This is a genomic window from Rhodococcus sp. IEGM 1409 (genome assembly GCF_030056735.1).
Taxonomy (GTDB): domain Bacteria; phylum Actinomycetota; class Actinomycetes; order Mycobacteriales; family Mycobacteriaceae; genus Rhodococcus_F.
Genome location: NZ_JASHKN010000014.1, coordinates 115,257 through 141,261, shown reverse-complemented (window position 1 = coordinate 141,261; position 26,005 = coordinate 115,257). Strand labels below are relative to the sequence as shown.

20 protein-coding genes and 1 tRNA gene are annotated in these 26,005 nt (G+C 63.6%); 7 read left to right on the top strand and 14 right to left on the bottom strand.

The features are described 5' to 3' along the window. Positions 1 to 12 precede the first annotated feature (12 nt). From QM716_RS27550 to argS, 12 genes are all read right to left on the bottom strand, one after another. The gene (locus QM716_RS27550) at positions 13 to 1,200 is read right to left on the bottom strand and encodes a glycosyltransferase family 4 protein (RefSeq protein ID WP_283307434.1); all 1,188 of its coding nucleotides are present in this window, start codon (positions 1,198 to 1,200) and stop codon (positions 13 to 15) included. Next, positions 1,197 to 2,522 carry a serine hydroxymethyltransferase gene (gene glyA / locus QM716_RS27545; RefSeq protein WP_283307433.1) on the bottom strand — a complete coding sequence of 442 codons (1,326 nt, stop codon included), beginning with the start codon at positions 2,520 to 2,522 and terminating at the stop codon, positions 1,197 to 1,199. Before glyA ends, QM716_RS27550 begins: the two co-directional genes overlap by 4 nt. 2 nt (positions 2,523 to 2,524) lie before the next feature. Continuing rightward, positions 2,525 to 3,187: an L-threonylcarbamoyladenylate synthase gene (locus QM716_RS27540; RefSeq protein WP_283307432.1), complete on the bottom strand. Its 663-nt coding sequence runs from the start codon at positions 3,185 to 3,187 to the stop codon at positions 2,525 to 2,527. Next, positions 3,184 to 4,116, bottom strand: a complete 933-nt coding sequence (prmC, locus tag QM716_RS27535) for a peptide chain release factor N(5)-glutamine methyltransferase (protein ID WP_283307431.1) — start codon at positions 4,114 to 4,116, stop codon at positions 3,184 to 3,186. Before prmC ends, QM716_RS27540 begins: the two co-directional genes overlap by 4 nt. Before the next feature lie 77 nt (positions 4,117 to 4,193). Then, positions 4,194 to 5,273 (bottom strand): peptide chain release factor 1, encoded by a 1,080-nt coding sequence (gene prfA, locus QM716_RS27530; protein WP_283307430.1) that lies wholly within the window; start codon positions 5,271 to 5,273, stop codon positions 4,194 to 4,196. A gap of 146 nt (positions 5,274 to 5,419) precedes the next feature. Next, positions 5,420 to 5,656, bottom strand: coding sequence for a 50S ribosomal protein L31 (rpmE, locus tag QM716_RS27525; protein WP_003941310.1), 237 nt, complete (start codon positions 5,654 to 5,656; stop codon positions 5,420 to 5,422). A 226-nt stretch (positions 5,657 to 5,882) separates the two neighbouring features. Further along, the gene (gene rho, locus QM716_RS27520; RefSeq protein WP_283307429.1) at positions 5,883 to 8,075 is read right to left on the bottom strand and encodes a transcription termination factor Rho; all 2,193 of its coding nucleotides are present in this window, start codon (positions 8,073 to 8,075) and stop codon (positions 5,883 to 5,885) included. 503 nt (positions 8,076 to 8,578) lie between these two features. Beyond that, a complete protein-coding gene (gene thrB / locus QM716_RS27515) occupies positions 8,579 to 9,523 on the bottom strand; it encodes a homoserine kinase (protein ID WP_283307428.1) in 945 nt (314 codons plus the stop codon). A 44-nt stretch (positions 9,524 to 9,567) separates the two neighbouring features. Then, positions 9,568 to 10,650, bottom strand: coding sequence for a threonine synthase (gene thrC / locus QM716_RS27510; RefSeq protein ID WP_003941280.1), 1,083 nt, complete (start codon positions 10,648 to 10,650; stop codon positions 9,568 to 9,570). Continuing rightward, the gene (locus QM716_RS27505) at positions 10,647 to 11,960 is read right to left on the bottom strand and encodes a homoserine dehydrogenase (protein ID WP_283307427.1); all 1,314 of its coding nucleotides are present in this window, start codon (positions 11,958 to 11,960) and stop codon (positions 10,647 to 10,649) included. Before QM716_RS27505 ends, thrC begins: the two co-directional genes overlap by 4 nt. Next, positions 11,957 to 13,378 (bottom strand): diaminopimelate decarboxylase, encoded by a 1,422-nt coding sequence (gene lysA, locus QM716_RS27500; RefSeq protein WP_283307426.1) that lies wholly within the window; start codon positions 13,376 to 13,378, stop codon positions 11,957 to 11,959. The genes QM716_RS27505 and lysA overlap by 4 nt, the downstream gene beginning before the upstream one ends. Beyond that, complete coding sequence (argS, locus tag QM716_RS27495; protein ID WP_283307425.1) at positions 13,375 to 15,027, bottom strand: arginine--tRNA ligase; 1,653 nt, start codon at positions 15,025 to 15,027, stop codon at positions 13,375 to 13,377. The genes lysA and argS overlap by 4 nt, the downstream gene beginning before the upstream one ends. Before the next feature lie 216 nt (positions 15,028 to 15,243). On the opposite strand from argS, the gene QM716_RS27490 reads away from it, so the two are divergent. Both QM716_RS27490 and QM716_RS27485 read left to right on the top strand, forming a co-directional pair. Then, entirely contained in the window at positions 15,244 to 16,071 is an 828-nt protein-coding gene (locus QM716_RS27490; protein WP_283307424.1) for a thioredoxin-like domain-containing protein, read from the top strand. Then, the gene (locus QM716_RS27485; RefSeq protein ID WP_283307423.1) at positions 16,064 to 16,783 is read left to right on the top strand and encodes a DUF305 domain-containing protein; all 720 of its coding nucleotides are present in this window, start codon (positions 16,064 to 16,066) and stop codon (positions 16,781 to 16,783) included. The genes QM716_RS27490 and QM716_RS27485 overlap by 8 nt, the downstream gene beginning before the upstream one ends. An 81-nt stretch (positions 16,784 to 16,864) precedes the next feature. Here the strand turns inward: QM716_RS27485 and QM716_RS27480 are convergent, their stop codons facing one another. After that, positions 16,865 to 19,234, bottom strand: a complete 2,370-nt coding sequence (locus tag QM716_RS27480; RefSeq protein ID WP_283307444.1) for a phosphoketolase family protein — start codon at positions 19,232 to 19,234, stop codon at positions 16,865 to 16,867. A gap of 243 nt (positions 19,235 to 19,477) precedes the next feature. Here QM716_RS27480 and QM716_RS27475 point away from each other — a divergent pair. The 4 genes from QM716_RS27475 to QM716_RS27460 all read left to right on the top strand — a co-directional run bounded on the left by QM716_RS27475 (position 19,478) and on the right by QM716_RS27460 (position 23,873). Further along, positions 19,478 to 19,553 (top strand) — tRNA-Arg (locus QM716_RS27475). 89 nt (positions 19,554 to 19,642) lie between these two features. Next, positions 19,643 to 20,569 (top strand): LysR family transcriptional regulator, encoded by a 927-nt coding sequence (locus QM716_RS27470; RefSeq protein ID WP_283307422.1) that lies wholly within the window; start codon positions 19,643 to 19,645, stop codon positions 20,567 to 20,569. 128 nt (positions 20,570 to 20,697) lie between these two features. Further along, positions 20,698 to 22,008 carry an MFS transporter gene (locus QM716_RS27465; RefSeq protein WP_283307421.1) on the top strand — a complete coding sequence of 437 codons (1,311 nt, stop codon included), beginning with the start codon at positions 20,698 to 20,700 and terminating at the stop codon, positions 22,006 to 22,008. A gap of 2 nt (positions 22,009 to 22,010) precedes the next feature. Then, on the top strand, positions 22,011 to 23,873 hold the full coding sequence (locus tag QM716_RS27460) for an FAD-dependent monooxygenase (protein ID WP_283307420.1): 1,863 nt from the start codon (positions 22,011 to 22,013) through the stop codon (positions 23,871 to 23,873). A 73-nt stretch (positions 23,874 to 23,946) separates the two neighbouring features. On the opposite strand, the gene QM716_RS27455 is transcribed toward QM716_RS27460, so the two are convergent. Next, positions 23,947 to 25,476: an MFS transporter gene (locus tag QM716_RS27455; protein WP_283307419.1), complete on the bottom strand. Its 1,530-nt coding sequence runs from the start codon at positions 25,474 to 25,476 to the stop codon at positions 23,947 to 23,949. An 85-nt stretch (positions 25,477 to 25,561) separates the two neighbouring features. Between QM716_RS27455 and QM716_RS27450 the strand changes: the two genes are divergently transcribed. Further along, positions 25,562 to 25,939 carry a MarR family winged helix-turn-helix transcriptional regulator gene (locus QM716_RS27450; RefSeq protein WP_283307418.1) on the top strand — a complete coding sequence of 126 codons (378 nt, stop codon included), beginning with the start codon at positions 25,562 to 25,564 and terminating at the stop codon, positions 25,937 to 25,939. Positions 25,940 to 26,005 lie beyond the last annotated feature (66 nt).

Here is a 26,005-nt window from a genome sequence, read left to right as displayed (position 1 = left end):
CGGGAAACTTGGCTAGCGCCGCTGCTGCTTGCGATCGATCAAAGACGGCACGGCGGTGAAGAACAGAGCAAGGACCAAACCGGCCGCGACGAGTACGACAACCAGTTGCCGATTGAGCAGCGAGGATCCGACGGCACCGAAGGCAAGAACGCTGACCCACAGGTAAATGACCAGCACGACTCGTCGATGCGTGTGCCCGATCTGCAAGAGACGGTGGTGCAGGTGCATCTTGTCGGGGCTGAACGGGCTGACGCCCGCTTTCGTTCGGCGGATCACGGCCAGGAGCATGTCCAGCATCGGGATGAACATCACAGCCCCGACCAGCAACAACGGCGCGAGAAGGCCGACGAGGTCACGGGTTCCGTAGGCAGCGAGCGGAATACGACCGGATGCGCTGGTGGAGATCGCAGCCAGCATCAGACCGATCAACATCGAACCGGAATCGCCCATGAAGATGCGTGCCGGATTGAAGTTGTGCGGAAGAAATCCGAGGCAAGCGCCTGCCAATGCCGCGGCAATCATTGCGGGCGGGTAGACACTCGCGTCGCCGCCCTGATCGTGGAGAAGACCGATCGAGAAGATGAGGATGGCAAGTGCCGCGATCAGTCCAAGCCCGGCTGCAAGACCGTCGAGACCGTCGACGAAATTCATGGCGTTGATGGTCGCGACGGCAACAGCCACCGTGAACAGTCCCGATTGAATCTGATCGAGGATGATGGTGGACCCACCGTCACCGCCGAACGGGTTGTAGATGATGAACCAACTGACGCCCATCACCACGAGAACTCCGGCAGCCGTCACCTGACCCACGAACTTGGTGAGCGCGTCGAGGCCCCATCTGTCGTCGATGACACCCACGAGGACGATGACGGCTCCCGCAACCAGTGCGGCGTGAACGTCCGGACTACCGAAGCCGAAACCTCTTGTGAGCGCGGGTAATTGCTGCGCGAACAACAGGCCGACAGCCATTCCGATGTACATTCCGACGCCACCGAGACGCGGAATCGGTTCGACGTGAACGTCCCGATCTCGCGGAATCGCGACGGCGCCGAACCGCAGCGCCAGCAACCGGACTGCGCCAGTCGCCAGGTAGGTCACCACTGCCGCCGTACACAGCACGAGCAACAGTTCACGGATGGGGACACCTGCTCCCCCGCCGCCCTGTGCAAGATATGTGGTCGCTTCGTAGGTAGTGATCACTGCGCGAGATCACCCGTCTGGCGGGCATAGGCAGGCTTGGCCCGAACCAATTCGCGAACGCCGTCGGCAACTGATGCCAACTCGGCCTCCCCGGACGTAGTGGCGGGATCCGCGACAACTGCACGCGCGATCAACTCCCCCACGACGCTCATGTCGGAACGGTTGAAACCCTGCGTCGTCACTGCCGCAGATCCGACGCGGATGCCGGACGTCACGGCCGGCGATTGTGGATCGAACGGAATCGCGTTCTTGTTGAGCGTGATCGAAGCCAGTCCGCACCTACGCTCGGCGTCGACTCCGGTGACGCCGCTTGCACGCAGGTCGAGAAGCGCCAGATGCGTGTCGGTTCCACCGGACACGGTGCGCAGACCGCGAGCTTCCAACGACTGCGCGAGCGCCGACGCGTTGGCAACCACTTCCTGTGCATACCAACGATATTCCGATGTCGACGCTTCTTTGAAGGCCACCGCCTTTGCTGCGATCGCATGCATCATCGGCCCACCCTGAATGAAGGGGAAGACCGCGCGATCGACAGCCGAGGCATGCTGGCTGCGGCACAGGATCATTCCACCGCGTGGGCCCCTGAGGACCTTGTGCGTCGTCGCGGAGACCACGTCGGCATACGGAACACACGACGGTATCGCCCGACCTGCCACGAGTCCGATGAAGTGGGCGGCGTCGACCCACAGGATCGCACCGACCTCGTCTGCGATCGAGCGGAAGGCTGCGAAGTCGATGGTGCGGGAGTAGGCGGTCGCGCCGGCGACGATGATTTTCGGCTTGTGCGCCAGAGCCAGTGTGCGAACCTCGTCGTAGTCGATCAATTCGGTGGCGGAATCGACGTGATAGGGAACGGTGGTGAACCACTGCCCTGAAAAGCTGACCCGAGATCCGTGAGTCAGATGCCCACCGTGCGGCAGACTCATCGCCAATACGGTGTCGCCGGGCTTGGCGAATGCGGCGTACACCGCGAGATTCGCAGTGGCCCCCGAATGCGGTTGAACGTTGACGTGCTCAGCGCCGAAGAGTGCTTTCGCCCGGTCGATCGCCAGATTCTCAGCTGCGTCGACGTACTCGCACCCGCCGTAGTAACGCCGGCCCGGATAGCCCTCGGCGTACTTGTTGCTCAGGGTCGAGCCCAAGGCTGCCATTACCGCGGGGCTGGTGAAGTTCTCGCTCGCGATGAGTTGAAGCCCGCCGCGCTGACGCTCGAGTTCGGCCAGCGCAATAGCCGCGATCTCGGGGTCTGCCGTGGCCAGCTCACCGAAATCCGGTCCCCAGTACGTGGATTCCCCCGCGCGCTCGCCGCCGGCGCCGACCATCGTTACGAAGCTCCCTCTACGAGGCTTTCCGGACTGGTGCCCAATACCTCGGCGATGGATTCTGCCGAGACGGCACCCACTCGCAAGATACGCGGTGAATTGCCGGTCAGGTCGACGATCGTGGAAGCAACGGCGTGTTCGGCCTTGCCTCCGTCGAGGTACACGCTGGCAGAGCCGCCTAGCTGATCGCGGGCTTCCTCGGCGGTGGTTGCCGGCGGACGGCCGGAAATGTTGGCGCTCGAGACGGCAAGCGGTCCGACATCGCGCAACAATTCGAGGGCAACCGGGTGCAAGGGCATGCGAAGCATGACGGTTCCGCGGGTATCGCCCAGGTCCCAGGCGAGTGAAGGTGCCTGCTCGACGACCAAGCTCAGTCCGCCGGGCCAGAACGCGCGGATCAGATCCCGCGCCTGCGGGCGCACGCTGTAGACGAGTCCGTCGATGGTGTTCCACGATCCGACCAGAACCGGGACGGGCATGTCTCGTCCGCGACCCTTGGCGCGCAACAGACTCGTGACAGCTTCGCTGTCGAACGCGTCGGCGGCGAGTCCGTAGAGGGTGTCGGTAGGGAGAACTACGAGTCGGCCGGCCTTGAGCGCGTTCTTCGCGGCGGCCAAGCCTGCGGTTCGGGAATCTGTCTGACTGCAGTCGTACACGGTGCTCACTCAGCCATCCTTTCACTCTGCACTTCGGGCGTTCGATTCCGCTGCGCTTCGACGTCGGTGGCGACACGTCTGGCGACGACGAAACGCGGACGACCGGCAAGATCGGGATGCTGCGCGACCTCGCCGAATACCCGGCGCGCCGAGAACAGCGCAGCGACGCCGTCACCGTTGGTGTCGTCGTGCTCGATGCCTGCCGCGCCGCCGATGCGAAGCCACCGCGCGATATTGCTGATCATGGGTTTGATGACGGACAGGCCGTCGGCACCGCCGAACAGCGCGGTGTGTGGGTCGTAATCCATGACCTCAGGCTGTAATTGCGCGCCTTCGGGGATGTACGGCGGATTGGAAACGACCAGATCTACGCCGCCCTCGAGCCCTGGCAACAGGTTCCGATCGGTGACATCGCCCTGATGCAGGTGGATCGGCGTATCACCGGCCGCCTCGCGGTCGGCGGCATTACGACGCGCCCACGCCAGCGCGGCGGGCTCCTTCTCCACGGCGTGCACGACTGCGTCGGGGCGAGCCTCGGCGATGGACAGCGCGAGGACACCCGATCCCGTGCACAGGTCCAGGACTACCGGCGGCTTACTTCCGCAACCTTCGAGGAACGAGAGCGCCCAACCCATGAGCAGTTCGGTTTCGGGCCGCGGAATGAAGACACCGGGACCGACAGCGACGTCGATGTTGCCCATCGATGCGACTCCGATGATGTGCTGCAACGGAATCCGCTTCACGCGTTGCGCAACCAACTCGTCGAATGCCGCGATGACCTCGGGATCGACCAACGGAGTCAACCCGAGGCGCGTGCGTTCGACACCGAGCAGGTGGGATGCCAACAACTCGGCGTCGGTCCGTGGGCTGGGCACACCTGCGGCGTCGAGCTGTTTTGCAGCTTCGATCAGCGCCAAACGAAGTGGAAGTCGACTCACGGGTACAGCCTGCCACGCTCGACCGACACGCGGTTCACCGAGTTCCCGGCGGGGTGGAGGTCAGTCATGGTCTGCATCTACTCGGCCGCGAGACGCGCCTCTCGGTCCGCCTTGCCCAATGCGTCGAGGAGTGCGTCGAGCTCGCCGTCGAGCACCGCGTCGAGGTTGTGCGACTTGAATCCGATGCGGTGATCGGTGATGCGGTTCTCGGGGAAGTTGTAGGTGCGGATGCGCTCCGAACGGTCCACCGTCCGAACCTGGCTCTGGCGACCTGCCGACGCTTCTGCGTCCGCGGCCTCCTCTGCGACTACCTGCAAACGGGCTGCCAGCACCTGCATGGCGCGCGCCTTGTTCTGAAGCTGTGAACGCTCGTTCTGACACGTGACGACGATGCCGGTCGGAAGGTGCGTGATTCGAACAGCGGAGTCCGTCGTGTTGACGCCCTGACCGCCCTTGCCGGACGAACGGTAGACGTCGATACGCAGGTCACCTTCGTCGATCTGGACCTGCTCGACCTCTTCGGGTTCCGGGTACACCAGAACGCCGGCAGCCGAAGTGTGAACGCGTCCCTGGGATTCGGTGACGGGCACTCGCTGGACGCGGTGAACGCCGCCCTCGAACTTGAGCCGCGCCCACACTCCGTCCGGGGTATCGGACTTGCTCTTGATCGACAGCGTGGCTTCCTTGTATCCGCCGAGATCGGAGACCGTCGCGTCGAGAATCTCGACGCGCCAGCCGTGCCGTTCTGCGTAGCGGACGTACATGCGGGCCAGGTCCGAGGCAAAGAGTGCGGATTCTTCGCCACCTTCACCGGACTTCACTTCGAGGACGATGTCGTCGCCGTCGTGCGGATCTCGGGGTGCCAACTGATCGGTCAGCGTCTGCTCGAGCTGCGCGACCTCGGCTTCGAGATCGGGGATCTCGGCGGCGAAGCTGGAATCGTCGGCAGCGAGTTCGCGCGCGGCTTCCAGATCGTCCTGCGCGGCCGTGAGCTTGTTGTACGTCGACATGATCGGCGAGAGCTCGGAGAAGCGCTTACCGACGCGCCTGGCAGCCGTAGGGTCGTTGTGCAGCGCCGGATCGGACATCTGTGCTTCGAGACCGGCGTGCTCCGCCAAGATGTCGTCGATGGCCGAGGGCTGGGTTGCGCCTGCCATGGTTCGCTCCGCTCTGAGTTTCGATTCCTACGGTGCGCGCTTGAAGATAGTTCGACGCCGGCACCCGGGAAACGCGCAAACCGAGTGCAGGCACAAAAAAGCCGACGCCCGATCTGCACATGGCAGATCGGGCGTCGGCGGAACAGCTAGGACTCGGTGGCCGGGACCTTGCTGTCTGCGCGCTTGCCGTAGCGAGCCTCGAAGCGAGCGACGCGTCCACCGGTGTCGAGAATCTTCTGCTTGCCCGTGTAGAACGGGTGGCACTGCGAGCAAACCTCGACGTTGATGCGTCCGGACTCCTTGGTGCTGTGGGTCTCGAACGTGTTACCGCAACCGCAGACGACGGTGGTCGCTACGTAAGTTGGGTGGATTCCTGCCTTCATGGTGTCCCTTTCAATGGTCGCCGGGTCGACGTCGCCAATCGACATCGTGAACCGGAACCGGACTCGGCCGTTCAGTATGCCAGATGCGGTACTTCACCAGAAATTCCGCGTCTCGCACGCCTCGGGGTGGCTGTACGAAGTTGTCAACGCACTGCCCCTCGGTTTTGTTCCGTCCATGCAAAAGGCCCACAACCAGCTGGTTGTGGGCCTTTTGACGTCGAGTCGATCAGTCGTCGATCGCACCCGGTGCGGTCTTGGAGACCTGCATCAGGAACTCGAGGTTGTTCTTGCTCTTCTTCAGACGATCGATCAGCAGATCGATGGCCTGATGCGAGTCCAGACCGGACAGGACGCGGCGGAGCTTGTGCAGCACCGCAGCTTCGTCCGGGCTCAGGAGCAACTCGTCCTTACGCGTGCTGGACGGGTTGACGTCCACGGCCGGGAAGACGCGGCGTTCGGCGATCTTGCGATCGAGCTTGAGCTCGGCGTTGCCGGTGCCCTTGAACTCTTCGAAGATCACGGTGTCGCCCGTGGATCCGGTTTCGACCATTGCGGTAGCGATGATGGTGAGCGATCCACCGTTCTCGATGTTGCGGGCAGCACCGAGGAAACGCTTCGGCGGGTACAGGGCCGTCGAGTCGACACCACCGGAGAGGATGCGTCCCGATGCCGGCGAGGAGTTGTTGTACGCACGACCCAGACGCGTGATGGAGTCGAGCAGTACTACGACGTCCTTACCCATCTCGACCAGGCGCTTCGCACGCTCGATTGCCAGCTCGGCAACTGCGGTGTGATCTCCCGGCGGCCGGTCGAAGGTGGAGGAAATGACCTCACCCTTCACGCTGCGCTCCATGTCTGTCACTTCCTCGGGACGCTCGTCCACGAGGATGACCATCAGGTAGCACTCAGGATTGTTGGTGGCGACGGCATTCGCGATCGCCTGCAACACGCTGGTCTTACCGGCCTTGGGCGGGCTCACGATGAGGGCACGCTGGCCCTTACCGATGGGCATCACCAGGTCGATGACGCGCGTCGTGAGAATATGCTGCTCGGTCTCGAGGCGCAGACGCTGGTTCGGGTACAGCGGCGTGAGCTTGTTGAACTCGGGGCGCTTCTTCGCGGCCTCGACGTCGCCGCCGTTGACCGTGTCGATACGGACCAGCGGGTTGAACTTCTGACGCTGGCTGCCCTGCTCACCGTCACGCGAGACCCGGACAGCGCCGGTGATGGCGTCGCCACGGCGAAGGCCGTTCTTGCGGATCAGGTTCATGGAGACGTAGACGTCGTTGGGGCCGGCGAGGTACCCGGACGTACGCACGAAGGCGTAGTTGTCGAGGACGTCGAGGATGCCGGCGACCGGCTGCAGGACGTCGTCCTCACGAATCTCGGTCTCGCGCGAATCGTTGGGTGCGCCACCCTCACCGCGGTCGCGACCACGGCCACGACGCTCACGGAAGCGGCGTCCGCGGCGTCCGCGTCCACCCTCTTCGTCGTCGTCCGGGCCGTTGTTGCGGTTGTCTGTGCGCGGACCGGCGTTGTTCTGGCCTGCGTTGTTCTGGTTACCGCGATCCTGGCGGTCCTGACGATCCTGACGGTCCGGGCGATCCTGACGGTCCGGGCGATCCTGACGGTCCTGGTTGGCCCGGTTGCCCTGGTTGTCGCGCTGCCCCTGGTTATCGCGCTGCCCCTGGTTGTCGCGCTGCCCCTGGTTGTCGCGGTTGCGTTCGCGGCGGGGACGCTCGTTGCCCTGCTCGGCGGGAGCCTGATCAGCGTCGGACTTGCCCTCGGTGCGCGCAGGACGCTCGGCCGGAGCCTCAGCCTTGGCGGTCTCGTTGACCTTCGAGGCATCGGCGGCCTTCGCGGTGTCCGCGTTGGACTTGGTCGAAGGAGCTTCCTGCTCGATGCTCAGTTCACCCTGGTCAGGTGAACCTGCGCGACGAGCGGCGCCGCGACGCTGACGTCCGCGACGGGGTGCGCTCTGATCGGAATCCTCGGCGGATTCGGTACGCGCAGGCGTTGCCTCGGCAGGAGCGGATTCTGCCGCGGGAGCCGTTTCGGCTGCGGGAGTTTCGGTACGTGCTGCGCGAGTGCTCTTGGCACGGGTGCGCGTTACGGGTGCGTCGTCGAGCGTGAGTTCGCTCTGTGCGGGTGCAGCCTTTGCGCTGCCGCCCTGTCGCTCCTTGATGGCTGCGATCAGGTCGCCCTTCCGCATGCCGGAAGTGCCTTTGATGCCCAGTTCACCCGCAAGAGTGCGGAGTTCGGTGAGCACCATGCCGGAGAGTCCGGCACCACGACGCGCTTCCGCACGCTTCGTGGAGGTCGCCACCGCACCGTTCGATGCTGAAGATGACGCCTGAGAATTGTCGCCTGATTCCGACCCGGCGGGTGCAGAAGTGGCGATGAGGTCCGTATCGGTCACGGAGGTCCTTTCCTTCCCTCACTCGCACTGCGCAAAGTCGAGGGTTCGTCCCGCAGTTCGATTGAATACCGAACTCGGTGGTGCCGTACGTGGTTGCTGTCCAGAACTGCCGGCTTGTCCGCCGTCACATGAATGTCGGAAACTCTCGCCTCAAACTTTTCATGCGCTCGCAAACCTGCCCAACGCGCCTTCGTCGTCGATTCACTCCCCCGTGTGGTGAACCCCAGAGTTGTGGAACCTCTGAGTGTTCGATCCGCGGAGGATCCAAACCTTCGGAGAAGGTACAAGCGCGAGAATCATGCCTGCGAGAATCATGCCAAGGACTGTGGACCCCGATTGGGAAGGAGTTTTGCCCCCTGGTGATGCACCGGCGACTGACGCGCACGATGTACGGACATAGCCCAGGATAGCGCCCAAACCTGAGTCCGGCAAGAATTTGGACGACTGGGTGTGTCAGTTCACTACCGATCGGTAGTGGGCGATCACCAGGACCAAGGCAGGGCTCAGACCGTGGTCGTGGATACTTCGACGCCGTCGGCGACGTCCAATTCGAGCACACGGAGTCCGTCTGCCCGCGCCGCCTCGGCGAGTTCGACGGGGAAAGGTTCTGTGCTGAGCGCCAACACGGTGGGGCCTGCTCCGGAAACGGTCGCAGCAATGCCAGCCTCACGAAGGATGCCGATCCATCGCGTCGTGAGCGGAAGGGCGGGTGCGCGCTGTGCCTGATGCAGGCGATCTTCGGTGGCTGCCATCAACAGATCCGGCCGAGCCGTGAGCGCGACGACGGCCAGTGCACTGCGGCTCGCGTTGAACGACGCATCTTGGTGCGGAACCAATTCGGGCAGGAGCCCACGGGTGTGTGCGGTGGACGACCGTTCCTCGGGAACCAGTGCAACGGCACGGATATCGGGATGTACGTCGAGTTTCGCCGCGGAGTAGATCGGCTCGTCGCCTTCGACGGCAGGCGGGCAACTCCACGAGACGACTGCGCCGCCGAGAACACTGGCAGACGCGTTGTCCGGGTGACCTTCGAACTCGGAAGAGAGCTGAACCAACTGCTCTTCCGTCAAACCGATCTCGGCATCGAGTGCGCGTGCCAGACCGTTGGCTGCGGCGAGTCCGCCGACGGCCGCGGAAGCCGAGGACCCCAGCCCGCGCGAATGCGGGATGGTGTTGCGGCACAACACGTCCAGGCCGCTGGCCCATACTCCAGCCGCTTCGAGACCACGCTCGATGGCGCGAACCACGAGATGCGAAGGACCCCAAGGGACGTCGGCGGCGCCTTCACCTTCGACGCGAATCTGGAGACCTGAATCCGTTGTGGTGACCACGATTTCGTCGTACAACCCCAACGCCAGACCGAGGGTGTCGAACCCCGGCCCCAAGTTTGCACTCGAGGCCGGGACGCGAGCAGTCACCGAAAGGCCGATAGGCAGGGTTATAGTCATGTCAGACACCGGATTCCGCGGAGTGGTCGATGAATCCACAGACACTATGCAAGCTCGAGGGCAGCCGCAACGGCAACGGGATCGACACCGATCGGCTCGACGTTCGGCATACCCTTCAAAGCCGTGTCAGGATCCTTGAGACCGTTACCGGTCACCGTGCACACGACGGTCAGTCCCGGCTCGAGCCAGCCCTCTGCACGTGCGGCGAGCAGGCCGGCGACGCTGGCTGCCGATGCCGGTTCGACGAAGACGCCCTCGGTGGCGGCGATCAGACGGTAAGCCTCGAGGATCTTCTCGTCGGTGGCGGCACGGAATGCACCGTTCGACTCTTCCTTCGCGGCGACAGCGCCGTTCCAGGAAGCGGGGGAACCGATTCGGATTGCGGTGGCGATGGTTTCGGGATCTTTGACGGGTGCGCCGTTGACCAGCGGAGCCGCACCGGCAGCCTGAACGCCGAGCATGCGGGGCTTGACCGTGGTCAGGCCGTCGGCGTAGTACTCGGAGTAGCCTCGCCAGTACGCGGTGATGTTTCCGGCGTTTCCGACCGGGAGGGCGTGCACGTCGGGAGCCTTGCCGAGAACGTCCATGATCTCGAATGCCGCGGTCTTCTGACCTTCGATGCGCACCGGGTTGACCGAGTTGACCAAACCGATGGTGGGAAATTCCGCCGTGGTCTTGCGTGCCAGCTCGAGGCAGTCGTCGAAGTTGCCCTGCACCTGAATGATCTTGGCGCCGTGCATGACTGCCTGCGCGAGCTTGCCCATGGCGATCTTGCCCTGCGGGATGAGCACGGCGCAGGTCATGCCGGCCTTGGCTGCATACGCAGCGGCCGAGGCGGAGGTGTTGCCGGTGGACGCGCACAGAACTGCGCGCTGGCCACGGGCCAAGGCGTCGGTGACGGCCATCGTCATGCCGCGGTCCTTGAAGGAACCGGTGGGGTTTAGACCCTCGACCTTGAGGTAGACGTCGCAGCCGGTGATCTCGGAGAGGTGGCCGGCCGGCAGGAGCGGGGTGCCGCCTTCGCGCAGGGTGACGGTCTTCCAGTTGTCACCGATCGCGAGACGGTCCCGGTATGCCTCGATGAGACCCGGCCATGCCTTGTGGACTGGGTTGACGATGCCGGTCATTGTTCAGTGCCTTCCAGTCGCAGCACGCTGGTCACAGCGGTGACGAATTCGAGTTCGTTGAGGGCCGCCACGGTCTCGGACAGAGCCGCGTCGGTTGCTACATGAGTGACGACCACCAGACGCGCGCCGGCGCCGGCGCCCTCCTGACGGACAACGGAGATGCTCACGCCGTGCTTGGCGAACTCGGCGGCGACTGCGGACAGCACGCCTTCCTTGTCCGCGACCTCCATGTTCACGTAGTAGCGCGTGAGGATGTCGCCCATCGGGGCGATCTTGAGCTTGGCGTATTTGGACTCACGGGGGCCGCGGCCGCCGTGAACCTTGTTGCGCGCCGCCATCACCAGGTCACCCATCACCGCGGAAGCGGTGGGGGCGCCGCCTGCGCCCTGGCCGTAGAACATGAGCCGGCCGGCGTTCTCTGCTTCCACGACAACGGCGTTGAACGCGCCGTTGACCGAAGCGAGCGGGTGACTGAGTGGAACCAGCGCCGGGTACACGCGAGCGGAAATCCGCTCCTTGCCCTTGGGTGTGACGATGCGCTCGCAGATCGAGAGCAACTTGATCGTGCAGTCGAGTGCCTTCGCCGACGCCAGGTCGGCAGAAGTGATCGTGGAGATTCCTTCGCGGTACACGTCCGCGGCAGTGACGCGGGTGTGGAACGCGATCGACGCGAGGATCGCAGCCTTCGCCGCGGCGTCGTAGCCTTCGACGTCGGCGGTCGGATCGGCTTCCGCGTAACCGAGGCGTCCGGCTTCGGCCAGTGTCTCCTCGTAGTCGGCGCCGGTCTCGTCCATCGCCGAGAGGATGAAGTTGGTGGTGCCGTTCACGATTCCGGCGACCTTGTTGACACGGTCTCCGGCCAACGACTGCGTGAGCGGGCGGATCACGGGGATCGCGCCGGCAACAGCGGCCTCGAAGTACAGGTCGACCGAGTTGGCCTCTGCAGCCTCCGCCAATTCACCGGTGTGGTCCGCGAGCAGCGCCTTGTTGGCGGTGACGACTGACTTACCGGAGTTGAGCGAGGAGAGAATCAGCTTGCGAGGAAGCTCGATTCCGCCGATCACCTCGACGACGATGTCGACGTCGTCACGACCGACCAGGGACTCGGCGTCCGTCGTCTGCAGTTCCTCGGGAATTCCGCGGTCCGAGCCGATACGACGAACGGCAACTCCCCGCAGTTCCAACGGGGCGCCGACGCGGGCTTCGAGTTCCTCGGCCTGCTCACGAATGATCCGGACGACCTCGCTCCCGACGTTGCCGAGGCCGAGAACGGCCACACCGATAGCGCGATGCGCCGATTCGCTCGTCACTGCGATACCTCCAAGCTGAGCAGATCTTCCACTGTTTCCCTCCGCAGAATCACGCGTGAGACTCCGTCACGCACCGCCACCACGGCTGGGCGGGTGAGCAGGTTGTACCTGCTCGACATCGAATAGCAGTATGCACCGGTCGCTGCTACCGCTAGTAAATCACCGGGTCCGACGTCCTCGGGCATCCAGGTGTCCCGAATGACCACGTCACCGGACTCGCAGTGCTTACCGACGATACGTGCAACGACGGGATCAGCCTCGGAAGTTCGCGAAACCAACTTGGCTTCGTACTCCGCACCGTAGAGGGACGTGCGGATGTTGTCGCTCATCCCGCCGTCGACGCTGATGTAGCGGCGTGTCAGCGAACTGCCCACCGTGACGTCCTTGATGGTGCCGACCTCGTAGAGCGTCACCGTGCCCGGTCCGGCGATGGCGCGGCCGGGTTCGACGGCAAGCGTCGGCTCCGGCAGTCCGACCAGTGCGGACTCGTTGCGCACGATGTGACCGAGCTTTGCTGCCAGTTCGTCGACGGGCGGCGGGTCGTCGGACGGGATGTACGAGATCCCCATGCCGCCGCCGAGATCGATGATCGAAATCTGCTTGGTCTTCTCGACGCCGAACTCGGTGACGACGTCGCGGAGCAAACCGATCACGCGGTGCGCTGCCACCTCGAAGCCGTCGACGTCGAAGATCTGCGAGCCGATGTGGCTGTGCAGTCCGACCAGTCGCAGGTTTTCGGCGGCGAAGACGCGGCGGACCGCGTCGATTGCCGCTCCCCCGGCCAGCGAGAAGCCGAACTTCTGGTCTTCGTGTGCGGTGGAGATGAATTCGTGGGTATGCGCTTCGACGCCAACGGTCAGGCGGATCAACACGTCCTGAACGACACCGGCTTCCCCGGCGACGCGATCGAGTCGGTCGATCTCGATCGCCGAGTCGAGCACGACGTGCCCCACGCCCGCGGCGACGCCTGCCGCCAGTTCGGCGACGGACTTGTTGTTGCCGTGCATGGCAATTCGCTCGGCCGGGAAGTCCGCGTGCAACGCGATCGCCAGTTCGCCGCCGGAGCAGACGTCGAGCGAGAGGCCTTCGTCGGCAACCCAGCGTGCGATCTCACCGCAGAGGAACGCCTTGGATGCGTAGTGCACCTTGGCGTCCGGGCCGAAAGCGCGGGCCATGTCACGGCAGCGCGAGCGGAAGTCGTCCTCGTCGATGACGAACAACGGGGTGCCGTACTTCTCGGCAAGTTCACTGACCTTCACACCCGCGAGGGTCACTTCACCATCGTCACCGCGAGAAGCGTTGCGCGGCCACACCTGCGGTGAGAGTTCACCGAAGGCTTCGGGGCCGGCCGGACGGTCGGGCAAGCCGGGGGCCTGCAACTGCTCGGCATGCTTGGGGCCGGCGGGGTGCGCGTTCACATTTGCTCCGGTGCGGTGACGCCGAGCAGTTCGAGGCCGTTGGCCAGGACCTGTCGGGTGGCGGCGCAAAGGGCCAGACGCGCGCGATGCACGTCGGTGGCGTCTTCGTCGCCTTGCGGAAGGATGCGGCACGCGCCGTAGAAGCGGTGGTACGCACCCGCGAGTTCTTCGAGGTAGCGGGCAATACGGTGCGGCTCACGCAGATTCGCTGCGCTGGACACGACGCGCGGGTACTCGCCGATCGTGCGGATGAGGTCGCCTTCCTGCTCGACAGTGAGCAGGGCGAGGTGGCTCGCGTCGGCCGAGAGTCCGAGGTCTGCGGCGTTGCGGGCGATCGCAGCGAGTCGTGCGTGCGCGTACTGGACGTAGTAGACAGGGTTCTCGCTGCTGGTCTTGGTCCACAGGTCCAGGTCGATGTCGATGCTGGAGTCGACCGACGAGCGGATCATGACGTAGCGCGACGCGTCGACGCCGATTGCCTCGACCAGGTCGTCGAGGGTGATGACGGTGCCTGCACGCTTGCTCATCTTGACGGCGGTGCCGTCCTTGACGAGGTTGACCATCTGGCCGATCAGCACCTCCACGGTGTCCGGATCGTCACCGAAAGCGGCGGCGGCAGCCTTGAGACGGCCGATGTAACCGTGATGGTCGGCACCGAGCATGTAGATGCAGAGGTCGAACCCGCGGGCGCGCTTGTTCTGGAAGTAGGCGATGTCACCGGCGATGTAGGCGGCGTTGCCGTCGCTCTTGATGACGACGCGATCCTTGTCGTCGCCGTAATCGGTGCTCTTGAGCCACCAAGCACCGTCTTCGTGGAAGAGGTTGCCCGAACCCTTGAGGGATTCGACGGCGTTCTCGACCGCACCGGATTCGAAGAGCGAGTTCTCGTGGAAGTACACGTCGAAGTCGACGCCGAAATCGTGCAGTGTCTGCTTGATGTGCGTGAACATCAATTCGACGCCGATGGCCCGGAAGGTTTCCTGCTGCTCGTCGGCCGGCAGCTCCATCGCGTCGGGGCGCTGCTTCAGCACCGAGGCGGCGATGTCGGCGATGTATGCACCGGCGTAACCGTCTTCGGGAGCAGGTTCGCCCTTCGCTGCAGCGATCAGCGAACGCGAGAAGCGGTCGATCTGGGCACCGTGGTCGTTGAAGTAGTACTCACGTGTGACCAACCCACCCTGCGCGGACAGAATGCGTCCGAGCGCGTCTCCGACTGCGGCCCAACGGGTTCCACCGAGGTGAATCGGACCGGTGGGGTTGGCCGAGACGAATTCGAGGTTGATCTTCTTGCCGGCGAGGGAATCACCCGAGCCGTACGACGCGCCGGCTTCGAGAACCGACACGACGATCGCACCCTGGGCATCCTTGTCGAGCCGAATATTGAGGAAGCCGGGCCCGGCGATCTCGGCGGATTCGATTCCGTCGGCAGCGGTGAGGGCTTCGGCGATCCAGCCCGCCAGCTCGCGGGGATTCGTGCCGACCTTCTTGGCTACCTGCATCGCAATGTTGGTGGCGTAGTCGCCGTGCTCGGGGTTGCGTGGTCGCTCGACGGTAAGGGTTTCGGGCAGCACGGATACGTCGAGGCCACGATCGGCAAGGACGCTCGCTGCGGTTCCGCGGAGCAGTTCGGCAAGGTCAGCTGGAGTCACAGGTATTCATCCTATTGCCTGGACACCGGAAGTGGAGACTCGCCTCACGCCTCGCACTCGGTGAAGCTATTCGAGGCCGCTGTGGCGTGTCGCACGCCACTCTCAAAGTTTGCCCTCAGACTCGGAAAGTACAGTGGTAATGCCCGAGCTACCACCGCGTACCTTCATGCGCGGGCGCGCTACACCTCAAGCCCACACACCGAAAGAGCCCAATCGATGCCAAGCGGTTCCGATAGTCGCGGTCCCAAGAAGAACTCCGGGGCCAAATCAGCCAAGGCCATCAAGGCCGCCAACCAGAGCAGTCGGCCGGCCAAGAAGGGCAAGGGTGGCGTCCCCGCTCCCCGCCAGATCCCCTGGCTGTCGATCGGCGCCGGTGTGGCTGTGCTCGCACTCATCGCCGTGCTCGGCATCAATCTGTGGCCCAAGGTCGAGGAGCGGCAAGCCCTCGAGCCGTACAAGTACAGCTCGGAGAACAAGGATCCGTCAGACAAGATCGACGGCGTCCTCAAGATCGAATACCCGGCGGGCCAGCACGTCGATTCCGCTCAGCGCGTCGCGTACGACCAGACCCCGCCGTTCGGTGGCCCGCACGACGCCACCTGGGCGAACTGCACCGGAACCGTGTACGCCGACCCGATCCGCACCGAGAATGCCGTCCACTCGCTCGAGCACGGTGCCATCTGGATCACGTACAACCCTGATCTCGTCGATCAGGACCAGATCGACAGCCTTGCCGGACGCGTCAACGGCAAGTCCTACATGCTGATGTCGCCGTTCCCCGGTCAGAGCAGCCCCATTTCTCTGCAGTCGTGGGGCCATCGCGTCGAGATCGACAAGGCCGACGACGATCGCATCGATCAGTTCATCACCGCGCTGAACCAGAACCCGAACGTCTACCCCGAGGTCGGCGCGAGCTGCACCAATCCGCTGTTCACTCCGTCGACGTCGCCGTTCGATCCGACGCCTCCGGGCCCCGACGCCATCCAGATGGACGGCGCGGGCGCTACCGCGGCGACCGACGAGCAGATTCCCGCCGGTGGATAGTTCCCAGAACACCGATCAGTCTTCGAAGCCGAGTCAGCGCACCGCACTGCTGATCATCGGTCTGATCGGCGCGATCGCCGTCGGTTTTGCATTGGGCGCATTTACCAGTCTCCTCGGACCCGACGCGAAGTCGTCACTGACCGTTCCGGCATCGGATTCGGTGGACGTCGGATTCGCACAGGACATGAGCGTGCATCACAGCCAGGCAGTGGACATGGCGTCGATCGCTCTGACGAAGTCCACCGACAACGACATGCGCACGCTCGCGTTCGACATCTTGACCACGCAGCAGAACCAGCTCGGTCAGATGCAGGCGTGGCTGACCATGTGGGATCAGCCGCTGTCCAAGGTGGGTCCGTACATGGAGTGGATGTCGTCCGACTCGGGCTCCGGCCACGGATCGCACGGGACTTCGGCCACGATGGACATGGCTCATTCGGGCCCGGTCGACACCATGCCCGGCATGGCGTCCCCCGAGGACCTTGCAGCTCTCCGCGCAGCGGAAGGCCTGCAACTCGACACCTTGTTCCTGCAGTTGATGCTTCGTCACCACGAAGGTGGGCTTCCGATGATGGAGTACGCAGCAGCTGACGCCACCGAGGGTCCGGTGCGCAGCCTGGCGCAGACCATGGTCAACACGCAGCAGAGCGAGTCCAAGCTGATGACCGACATGTTGGCAGCTCGCGGCGCCGTGCCACTGCCTATGAACTGAGCCGAACCGAACTGAACTGAACTGAACTGAACTGAACTGAACCGAGAACGTTCAGACCCGAACTGGGCCTGGTCCTGAATTTCAGGACCAGGTCCAGTTTTCTACCTCCGGCATGTCTTCGAAGTGCTCGACGATGTAGCGCGAGTGCTTTTCGAGCTGGGTGCGGCAGAACTCCGCCAACTCGGACGCGCCGGCCGGCCGGCGCTTGGAGCGTCGTAGCGCCTCGATCACCAGGTGGTAGCGGCTCATCTTGTTGAGGACAACCATGTCGAACGGTGTTGTGGTTGTGCCCTGTTCACTGAATCCGCGAACGTGGAAACGCTCGGGACTCGGACGCCCGTGGATGAGTTCGTGCACCGCGCGCGAGTAGCCGTGAAACGCGAACACGACGTCGGTCTGCGTGGTGAACAGATCGAGGAAGACCCGCTCCCCGAATCCGTGTGGATGCTCGGTTGGGGTCAGCAGCGCCATCAGGTCGACGACGTTGACGACACGGGTGACCAGTTCCGGCGTGTGATCGCGCAGCAACTGTGCAGCAGCCAATATCTCCTGCGTCGGTACGTCTCCCGCCGCGGCCAGGATCACGTCCGGTTCCTGTCCGCGAGCTTCCGTTCCGGCCCATTCCCAGACCGAAGCCCCCGCCGCACAGTGCTCGTGCGCTTGCTCGAGCGTGAGGTATTGCAGGTGCGGTTGCTTGTCCACGACGATCAGGTTGACGTGGTCGGTACTGCGCAGACAGTGATCCGAGATCGAGAGCAAGGTGTTGGAATCCGGCGGTAGCCACACACGGATCACACTGGGAGCCAAGGGAATAACGGCGTCGATCATACCGGGACCCTGATGAGAGAATCCGTTGTGGTCGTTGCGCCAACAAGTACTGGTCAGCAGCACGTTGAGCGAAGCGACGGACGCCCGCCACGGCAGGTCGACTGCGTGTTGGAGCCACTTGGCGTGCTGGATGAGCATCGAGACACTCACCATCGCAAACGCTTCGTAGCTCGCGAACATCCCGTGTCGGCCTGACAACAGATACCCCTCGAGCCAACCCTCACAGAGGTGCTCGCTGAGGACCTCCATGACGCGTCCGTCCGCGGACAGTCCGTCGTCGTAGTCGGTGATCGGCAATTGCCAGCAGCGATCGGTTGTCTCGAACACGGCGCCGAGGCGATTGCTCGACGTCTCGTCCGGGCAGAAGAGTCGGAAAATCCCGCCGCCGTCTTCGGTTTCCGTGGCGGCGTAGATGTCGCGCAGAAGCTCGCCCAGCACTCTCGTCGTCTCGTGGAAAGTCGAACCCGGGGATTCGATTGGAAGCGCATATCTTTCGAGCGGCGGCATCGGGAGATCGACGCGAAGTCGTCCACCGTTCGCGTACGGGGTGCTCCCCATACGCTTGTCACCCGCCGGCGAGAGCGCCGCCAGTTCCGCGACCAGTGATCCGTTGGAGTCGAACAACTCGTCTGGCCGATACGAACGCATCCACTCTTCGAGTTGCCGCAGATGCGACTCGTTTGTTCGCACGCCGGACAACGGCACCTGGTGCGCACGATGTGTGCCCTCGACCAAAATTCCGTCGACGGCGTGCGGACCGGTCCATCCTTTCGGTGTCCGCAACACGATTGCCGGCCACGAACCCGTCCATTCCTCTCCGCGGCGTGCGGCACCCTGCATCTCGCGGATCTTCTCGTGCGCCTGTGAGATCGCTTGATACAGCTGAGGAAACACCACGTCGGGGTCGTCACCGGAGACGACGATCGGTGCCCACCCCTGGCCACCGAGATACGCCTGGATGTCTTCGTCACTGCTGCGGCCGTACACCGTCGGCCCGGCGATCTTGGCGCCGTTCACGTGCAGGATCGGCAGCACCGCGCCGTCGCGTCGTGGATTCAGGAACGCCGGAAGCTTCCACGAACCGGACAGAGGCCCGGTCTCCGCTTCGCCGTCGCCGATCACACAAGCCACCACGAGGTTCGGATGATCGAAGGCAGCGCCGGCCGCATGGGCAAGGGCGTAGCCGAGCTCCCCGCCTTCGTGAATGCTTCCGGGTGTCTGCACACTCACGTGGCTGGGCACCCCGCCGGGAGCCGAGAATCGCCGACACATCCGGTGGATGCCCTCGGCGTCGTCCGACACTTCCGGATAGATCTCCGAGTACGTTCCCTCGAGATACGTCGACGCGACCAGCGCCGGACCGCCGTGCCCGGGACCGGTCACGTACAGCCAGTCCGCATCAGTGACGACGATGTGCCTATTGAGGAGCGTGTAGATCATCGACAAACCGGGACTGGTCCCCCAGTGCCCGAGCAGTCGAGGTTTGATGTGCTCGGCACGCAACGGTTCCCGCAGGAGCGTGTTGTCCTTCAGGTAGATCTGCGCAACGGTCAGGTAGTTGGCCGCTGCCCACCACTTCAGGTCGAGTGCGAGTTGGTCTTCGGAATAGTGGTGATCGGTCATCAACGACTCCCGTACCTCACGAGGCTGCCCGAGCAGTCCGCCCGAGCCTGTACTCACAGGCGAGCCTAGGCGCAAAAAGCATCCGAGTCAGTCGGTACAGATGATTCGACGACCATGGTCCCCGGCCGCATGCTCGATCGCCTAGGGCGACGACGCCATGCCGAGACGGGGACCGGTTTGGTCTTGTCCCCCCGCGATGCGCTACGCTAACGCAGCCCAATCGGCACACCGAAAGTTCGGTGCGCCCCCGTAGCTCAGGGGATAGAGCGTTCGCCTCCGGAGCGAAAGGTCGCAGGTTCGAATCCTGCCGGGGGCACCACGAAGACGCAGGTCAGCGATTCATCCTTCGCCTCTTCACGGTGCCACACCAAAAGTTTCTGGGTCATCTACCCGACTACTGTCGATCTCATGCCTCGCATCGATCCTGCTCCTACGTACACGATGCGTCAGCTTGCTGTGTTTGTCGCGGTAGCCGAGACCGGAACGATCAGTGCAGCGGCCGAGCGCTTGCATCTCTCCCCCTCTGCCCTGTCCGCGGCGCTCACCGAACTCGAACGCGCGCTCAAAGTTCAACTGTGCGTTCGCCGTCGCTCATTCGGCATTCAACTGACTCGTACCGGTGAATCCGTCCTGGTGCGTGCGCGGGCACTACTTCAGCAGGCAGGCGAGCTCGAATCCGACGCACTGGGAACCGGCGGAACCGTGTCGGGCCCCATCGCGATCGGCTGTTATCCCGCTCTGGGACCGACGGTGTTGCCGTCGATGATCGCCGGGTTCACCCGTGAGAATCCTGACGCGCTGGTGGAGTTCCGCGAGGACACCCAGAATCGCCTCCAGACACATCTCGAGAACGGCGAGTTGGACCTCGCGATCGCCTACGACCTGGATCTGTCTCCACAACTGCGCACAGTCCCGTTGGGAATCCGCAAACCTTTGATCGTCCTGGGTGCCGAGCATCCGCTCGCGCGGTCCGAGCGACCGATCAATCTTCCGGACCTGGCGGAGCATCCGATGGTTCTCCTCGACGCGCCGCCGAGCACCAAACACGCGCTTGACGTCTGTCGCGCAGGCGGATTCATCCCGAAGGTTGCCTACAGAACTGCGAACTTCGAGACAGCGAGAGCATTTGTCGGCCGCGGCCTCGGCTGGACGCTGCTGCTCCAGCGACCCAAGATGGACGTCACCTACGAGGGGCTCGAGGTGGTCGTCAAGACCATCTCTTCCCCCGCAGTGCCGTCGGTGCACGTAGTTCTCGCTTGGCACCAGAACACGCGCTTGAGCCGTGTCGCACGCGCTTTCATAGAATTCGTTTCACCCTCAGACATCGCCCAATAGTCGCGCTACCAGGCATCGAAAGTCCTTCCGCGGATTTTCCGTGCAAGAACCTCCAATTCTTTCGCTTTTCAAGTGTTGTGGCGCACGTCATTGTGTCTTCAAGCCACATTTATCTCGAAAGGCACTTCATGACCTCCATCGCCTCACCGACCGCTACGCGCGCTGCCGCGACGGTCAAGGCGCGCAAGGCCGCCCTCGGCAGCTTTGTCGGCACCGCCATCGAGTGGTACGACTTCTTCATCTACGGCACCGCGGCCGCACTCGTACTCGGCAAGCAGTTCTTCCCCGGCACGTCCGATCTGGCAGGTACCCTGGCCGCCTTTGCCACCCTCGCCGTCGGATTCGTCGCGCGCCCCATCGGCGGAATCGTGATGGGGCACTTCGGCGACCGCATCGGACGCAAATCCATGTTGGTCACCTCGCTCATGTTGATGGGCAGCGCCACCGTTGCCATCGGTCTGTTACCCAACTACGCCGCCATCGGCGTCTTTGCGCCCATACTCCTGGTGACCCTGCGTTTCGTCCAAGGACTCGGTGTCGGCGGCGAGTGGGGTGGCGCAGTTCTGGTCGCAACCGAAAACGCGCCGGAGGGCAAGAAGGGGTTGTACGGCAGCGCACCACAAATCGGTGTTCCCGCAGGCGTACTGGTGGCCAACCTCGTCTATCTCCCTCTCGCCGCCTTCATGGACGACGACGCCTTCACCTCCTGGGGATGGCGAATCCCGTTCCTGCTCAGCGCAGTTCTCGTGGGTGTTGCGATGTGGATCCGTCTCGGACTCGAGGAGAGTAACGAGTTCACCGCATCGAAGTCCGAGACGCCGGCGGAGTCCCTGCCGATCCTCGAGGTTCTGACCAAACACTGGAAGACTGTGCTCCTCGCCGGTGGAACCTTCATCGCCACCAACGGAATTGCGTACGCGTACATGGTTTACGTCCTCAAATACGGCGAGTCCGAACTCGGCTTCAGCAAAACCACCATGCTGTTTCTCCTCATCGCATCCTGCCCGTTCTGGATGGCGGGAATGGCTTTCAGCGCCCACAAGTCGGACACTCTCGGACGCCGGACCGTCTACATCCGCAGTTCGATCGCCCTCGTCGTCGCGGCAGCGGTGTTCTTTCCGCTGATCGACACAGCGATCGTTCCGGTGATGCTCGTATCGATGATCGCCCTCGGCTTCACGCTCGGCTGCTGCGCCGGCCCACAAGCTGCCCTGTTCGCGGAATTGTTTCCCGCACACATCCGCTACAGCGGAGCGTCACTGGGATACCAGATCGGCGCAATCCTCGGCGGCGGCCTGGCTCCGATGATCGCCACTGCGCTCTACGCCGCATTCGACACCTCGTTCGCCATCACTGCCTACTTCGTGATCATTGCCGTGATCAGCCTGGTTTCCATCTTGTTGCTCCCGGAACCTGCTGCCGCACAGAAAGCCTCGTGACCATGTCGACTTACTTTCATCCGAAGAAGTACGCACCCGAGGACTTCATGTCCACGGAGCCTTCGGCCGACGCACTTCCCGTCGTGATCGTCGGTGCCGGCCCCGTCGGCATGGGCGTAGCCATGGGCTTGGCACAGCGCGGCATTCCCGTCACGATTCTCGAAGCGGCAGATCAGGTCTCGTTCGGCAGTCGCGCGATCTGCGTGTCACGGCACAGCCTCGAAGTTGCCGAACGCCTGGGCTTCGGTGCCGAACTCGAAGACACAGTTCTGCCGTGGGTGGGTGGCCGGAGCTACTATCGTGATCAGGAAGTACTGCACTTCCGCATGGCATCCGCCGAGCACGACGCGCGTGGCCCCATGGTCAACGTGTCGCAGTCCGAGCTCGAGCAGATCATGACGGACAAGTTGCTCGCTCATCCCCTCGTGAACTTCCACTGGTCGTCATCGATCGCCGGCATCTCCCGTGGTGAGGACGAGGTGTCTCTGACCGTCGACACCACGTTCGGAACCCGCGAACTGCGTGCCGCCTGGGTAGTGGCTGCCGATGGTGGACGCAGCAAGATGCGCGAACTCAGCGGAATCCGCTTGCAGGGCAACAGCTACGAAGGCAACTACGTCATTGCCGACATTCATTGGGAATCGGAACTCCCGGCCGAGCGTCTGGTGTGGTTCGACGCACCCAGCAACCCGGGTTCCACGATCATCATGCACCGCCAGCCTCGTGACATCTGGCGCATCGACTACCAGCTCGACGCGTCGGACGATCCAGAAGCCGAGACGCAGGAAGACCGCATCCGCGATCGCATCACGCGTCACCTCGAATGGCTCCAGAGCGACATCCCCTGGACCCTCGAATGGTTCGGCTTCTACCGCGCTCACGCCTTGGCCCTGGAAGACTTCACTCACGGCCGCGTCCTGTTTGCCGGCGACGCCGCGCATCTCGTTCCGATCTTCGGTGTCCGTGGACTCAACTCCGGCATGGAAGACGCCGAGACCCTGGTGTGGCAACTGGCCGCCGTCGTCAACAGAGCTTCCGATACCGCCATCCTCGACGCCTATTCGAAGGAACGTCGCAGCGCGTGGCAGCAGAACGTCGACAATGCAGGCAAGTCGACGCTCATCATGTCCCCAGGCAGTCACGGTTACCGGACCACCCGCGACGCCGTACTCGAACTCGCCACCACCCGAAGCGAATTCGCGCACCTGATCAACCCTCGCCAGTCGAGTGCGACGCACGCCCGCCTCTCACCACTGACGTGGCCCACGGCTCCGAGCACCGAGGGGGTGCTACCCGGCGATCCGTTGGAAGACAGAATCGTCCAGACCTCGGTCGACGGTTCGGCAGTCTCCTTGAACAGTCTGCGCGGCACTGGATTCGGTCTAGTGACCTTCGGACTGCCGGCTGAGGCGGTGACCGAACTCGCCGAACAGGCCGAAATTCTCGCTCAGACTACTGCACCGGAAACCGTGCAGGTGATCACCGCGGGAACTGCCGCCTCCACGATTCCCGATGTCGAAGGTGACCTCGCATCTGCCCTCGGCGCCCGTGTCGGCGAGATCTTCGTGATTCGGCCCGACGGCTTGGTGCTGTGCCGCATCAGCGATCCCGCGCAATTGAGCGACGTGGCCAAACACCTCACTGCCGGCACCGCGCCAACGCACTTCGACGCGACACAGTCGGTCGCGCCCACTGTGATCGACGACGAAGGCCACCGCGAACACGTCTGGCTGGCACTGTCGAACGCACTCGATCAGGCTGAACCGGCTGATCGCGAAGCCATGTTGGTGCGTCTTGCCTTGATTCTCGGTTCACAAGCTACGTCGACGAGCTTCGACACAGCCCTGAATTCTGCCACTCGGTAGTTCCCGCACAGCAGCTCGGCCGCGCAGGAGTCTCTCCTACGCGGCCGAGCGCATTCGCGGATGAAGCAAGTATTCAGTTGACCTCGGCCAACTCCTTTTCTTCCTCAGCGCGCCTTTCACGCATTGATCTTCCCCGCAGCGAACTCCCACGTACGAGCGGCGAGACGGTGATCGCCAAGCCCACCAGCGCGACCCCGGTGACCAGAATCAGGCCGGGATGGAACTGCTCGAACCCGGCAGTACCGGCGCCGGACGCGGTGTGCGATCCAGCGGTCACGAGGGCAGTAGTCAGAGCGAGCACGAGCGCCGCACCGACCTGAGCGGACGTGTTCACCAGACCCGAGGCCAAGCCCTGCTCGGAGTCGTCGACGCCCGAGGTGGCCTGCGCCATGATCGAGGTGTACCCCAATGCGAATCCGAGCCCGAGCAGGATGACGCTCGGCAGAATCGCCACGACGTACGACGGTGAATCGCCGCCGGCGAAGAGGAACCAGAGGTACCCGACGCTCAGCGACGTCAGTGCCGCGATGATGAGCTTGGCACTGCCGTACAAGTCGACCAACCGTCCGACAAACGGTGATCCGAAGGCGACGATGATGCCTGCGGGGAGCAACGCCATCGCCATCTTCAGCGGCGACCAGCCGAGAGCGGACTGAAGGAAGATCGTCATCATGAACTGGAAGCTCAGGTAGGAACCGAAGAGCGCGATGATGGCCAGATTCGCACGGACGATGGTGCCGACGCGCAGAAGTCCGAGGCGCACAAGCGGATGCGCAACCTTCTTCTCCACGAAAAAGAACGTCGCGAGCAGCACGGCGGCCACGGCGAACGATCCCAGTGTCATCGGGTGCGCCCATCCACGGGTCGGAGCCGAGACCATCGTGTAAACCGTGAGCAGCATTCCCGTCACCAGGGTGACGGCCCCGACGAGGTCGTGCCCCCCGGCGTCCGCGGGACGGTCCCGCGGAATGAGGAAGTACCCACCGATCAGTGCGATGACGGCAAACGGAACCGGCATCAGGAACGTGAATCGCCAACCGGCGCTGGTCAACAGCCCGCCGAGGATCAAGCCGGAGGAGTAACCACTGGCTCCGAACACCGAGAACACTGACAAGGCACGGTTACGGGCGGGCCCCTCCTTGAACGTCGTGGTGAGGATGGACATTGCGGTCGGCGCAGTGAATGCCGCAGCGAGTCCCTTGACGAATCGTGATGCGATCAGCAGTGTTCCGTTGTCGACAAGTCCACCGACCAGCGAGGCGATCGCGAACACGGCGAGCGCGATCAGGAAGACCTTCCTGCGTCCGAGAAGGTCGGCAGTACGTCCACCGAGCAGCAGCAAGCCGCCGAATCCGAGGACGTAGCCGTTGATGATCCACTGCAGCGAAGTAGTGGACAGGCCCAGTTCATTGCCGATGGACGGTAAAGCGACGCCCACCATCGACACATCGAGACCGTCGAGGAACAACACGAGGCAGAGCACCGCGAGGATGCCCCACAGCTTGAGGGACCAGCCCTCCCCTGTGGCCGGATCCGCGGATTCCTTAGAACCCGGGGATTCCGGCGATTCGAATGGTTTGAGTGTCGAGTCTGTGCAAGTCACGTCAGCGAGAATAGATGCACATGCACATAATGCACAAGCATTTAATGCAATTGCACGCAATCGGGTCTTCAACTAGAATGCGGTCGTGACGTCGGAATCCGAATTGCGCAACACCTGGCGCTCGCTGTCGACCAGCTACAACGACATCGCGAGCGAACTCGATCGCCAGATGCAGTCGGCGCATGGGCTGAGCATGAGCGACTTCGAGGCTCTCGACCGGCTCATGGACGCCTCGTGCGAGCGTCCACGCATGCAGGAGCTGGCCTCGGAGATGTATCTGAGTCCCAGCGCGCTCTCCCGCAGCGTCGCTCGTCTCGAGAAGGCCGGATTGGTTCAGCGAGCACTATGCGAGGCTGACCGGCGCGGAGTCTTCGTCGACGTTACCGACAAAGGACGCCAGGTACACGCGGATGCCAGCAAAATTCAACTGGCCGTGCTGGATTCACGCCTGCGCGAGCAGTAGCCGTACGTCAGAGGAGCACCACACAGCGCCCGGCCACCAGGCGAGGGCCGTTCCGGACTAGACTGG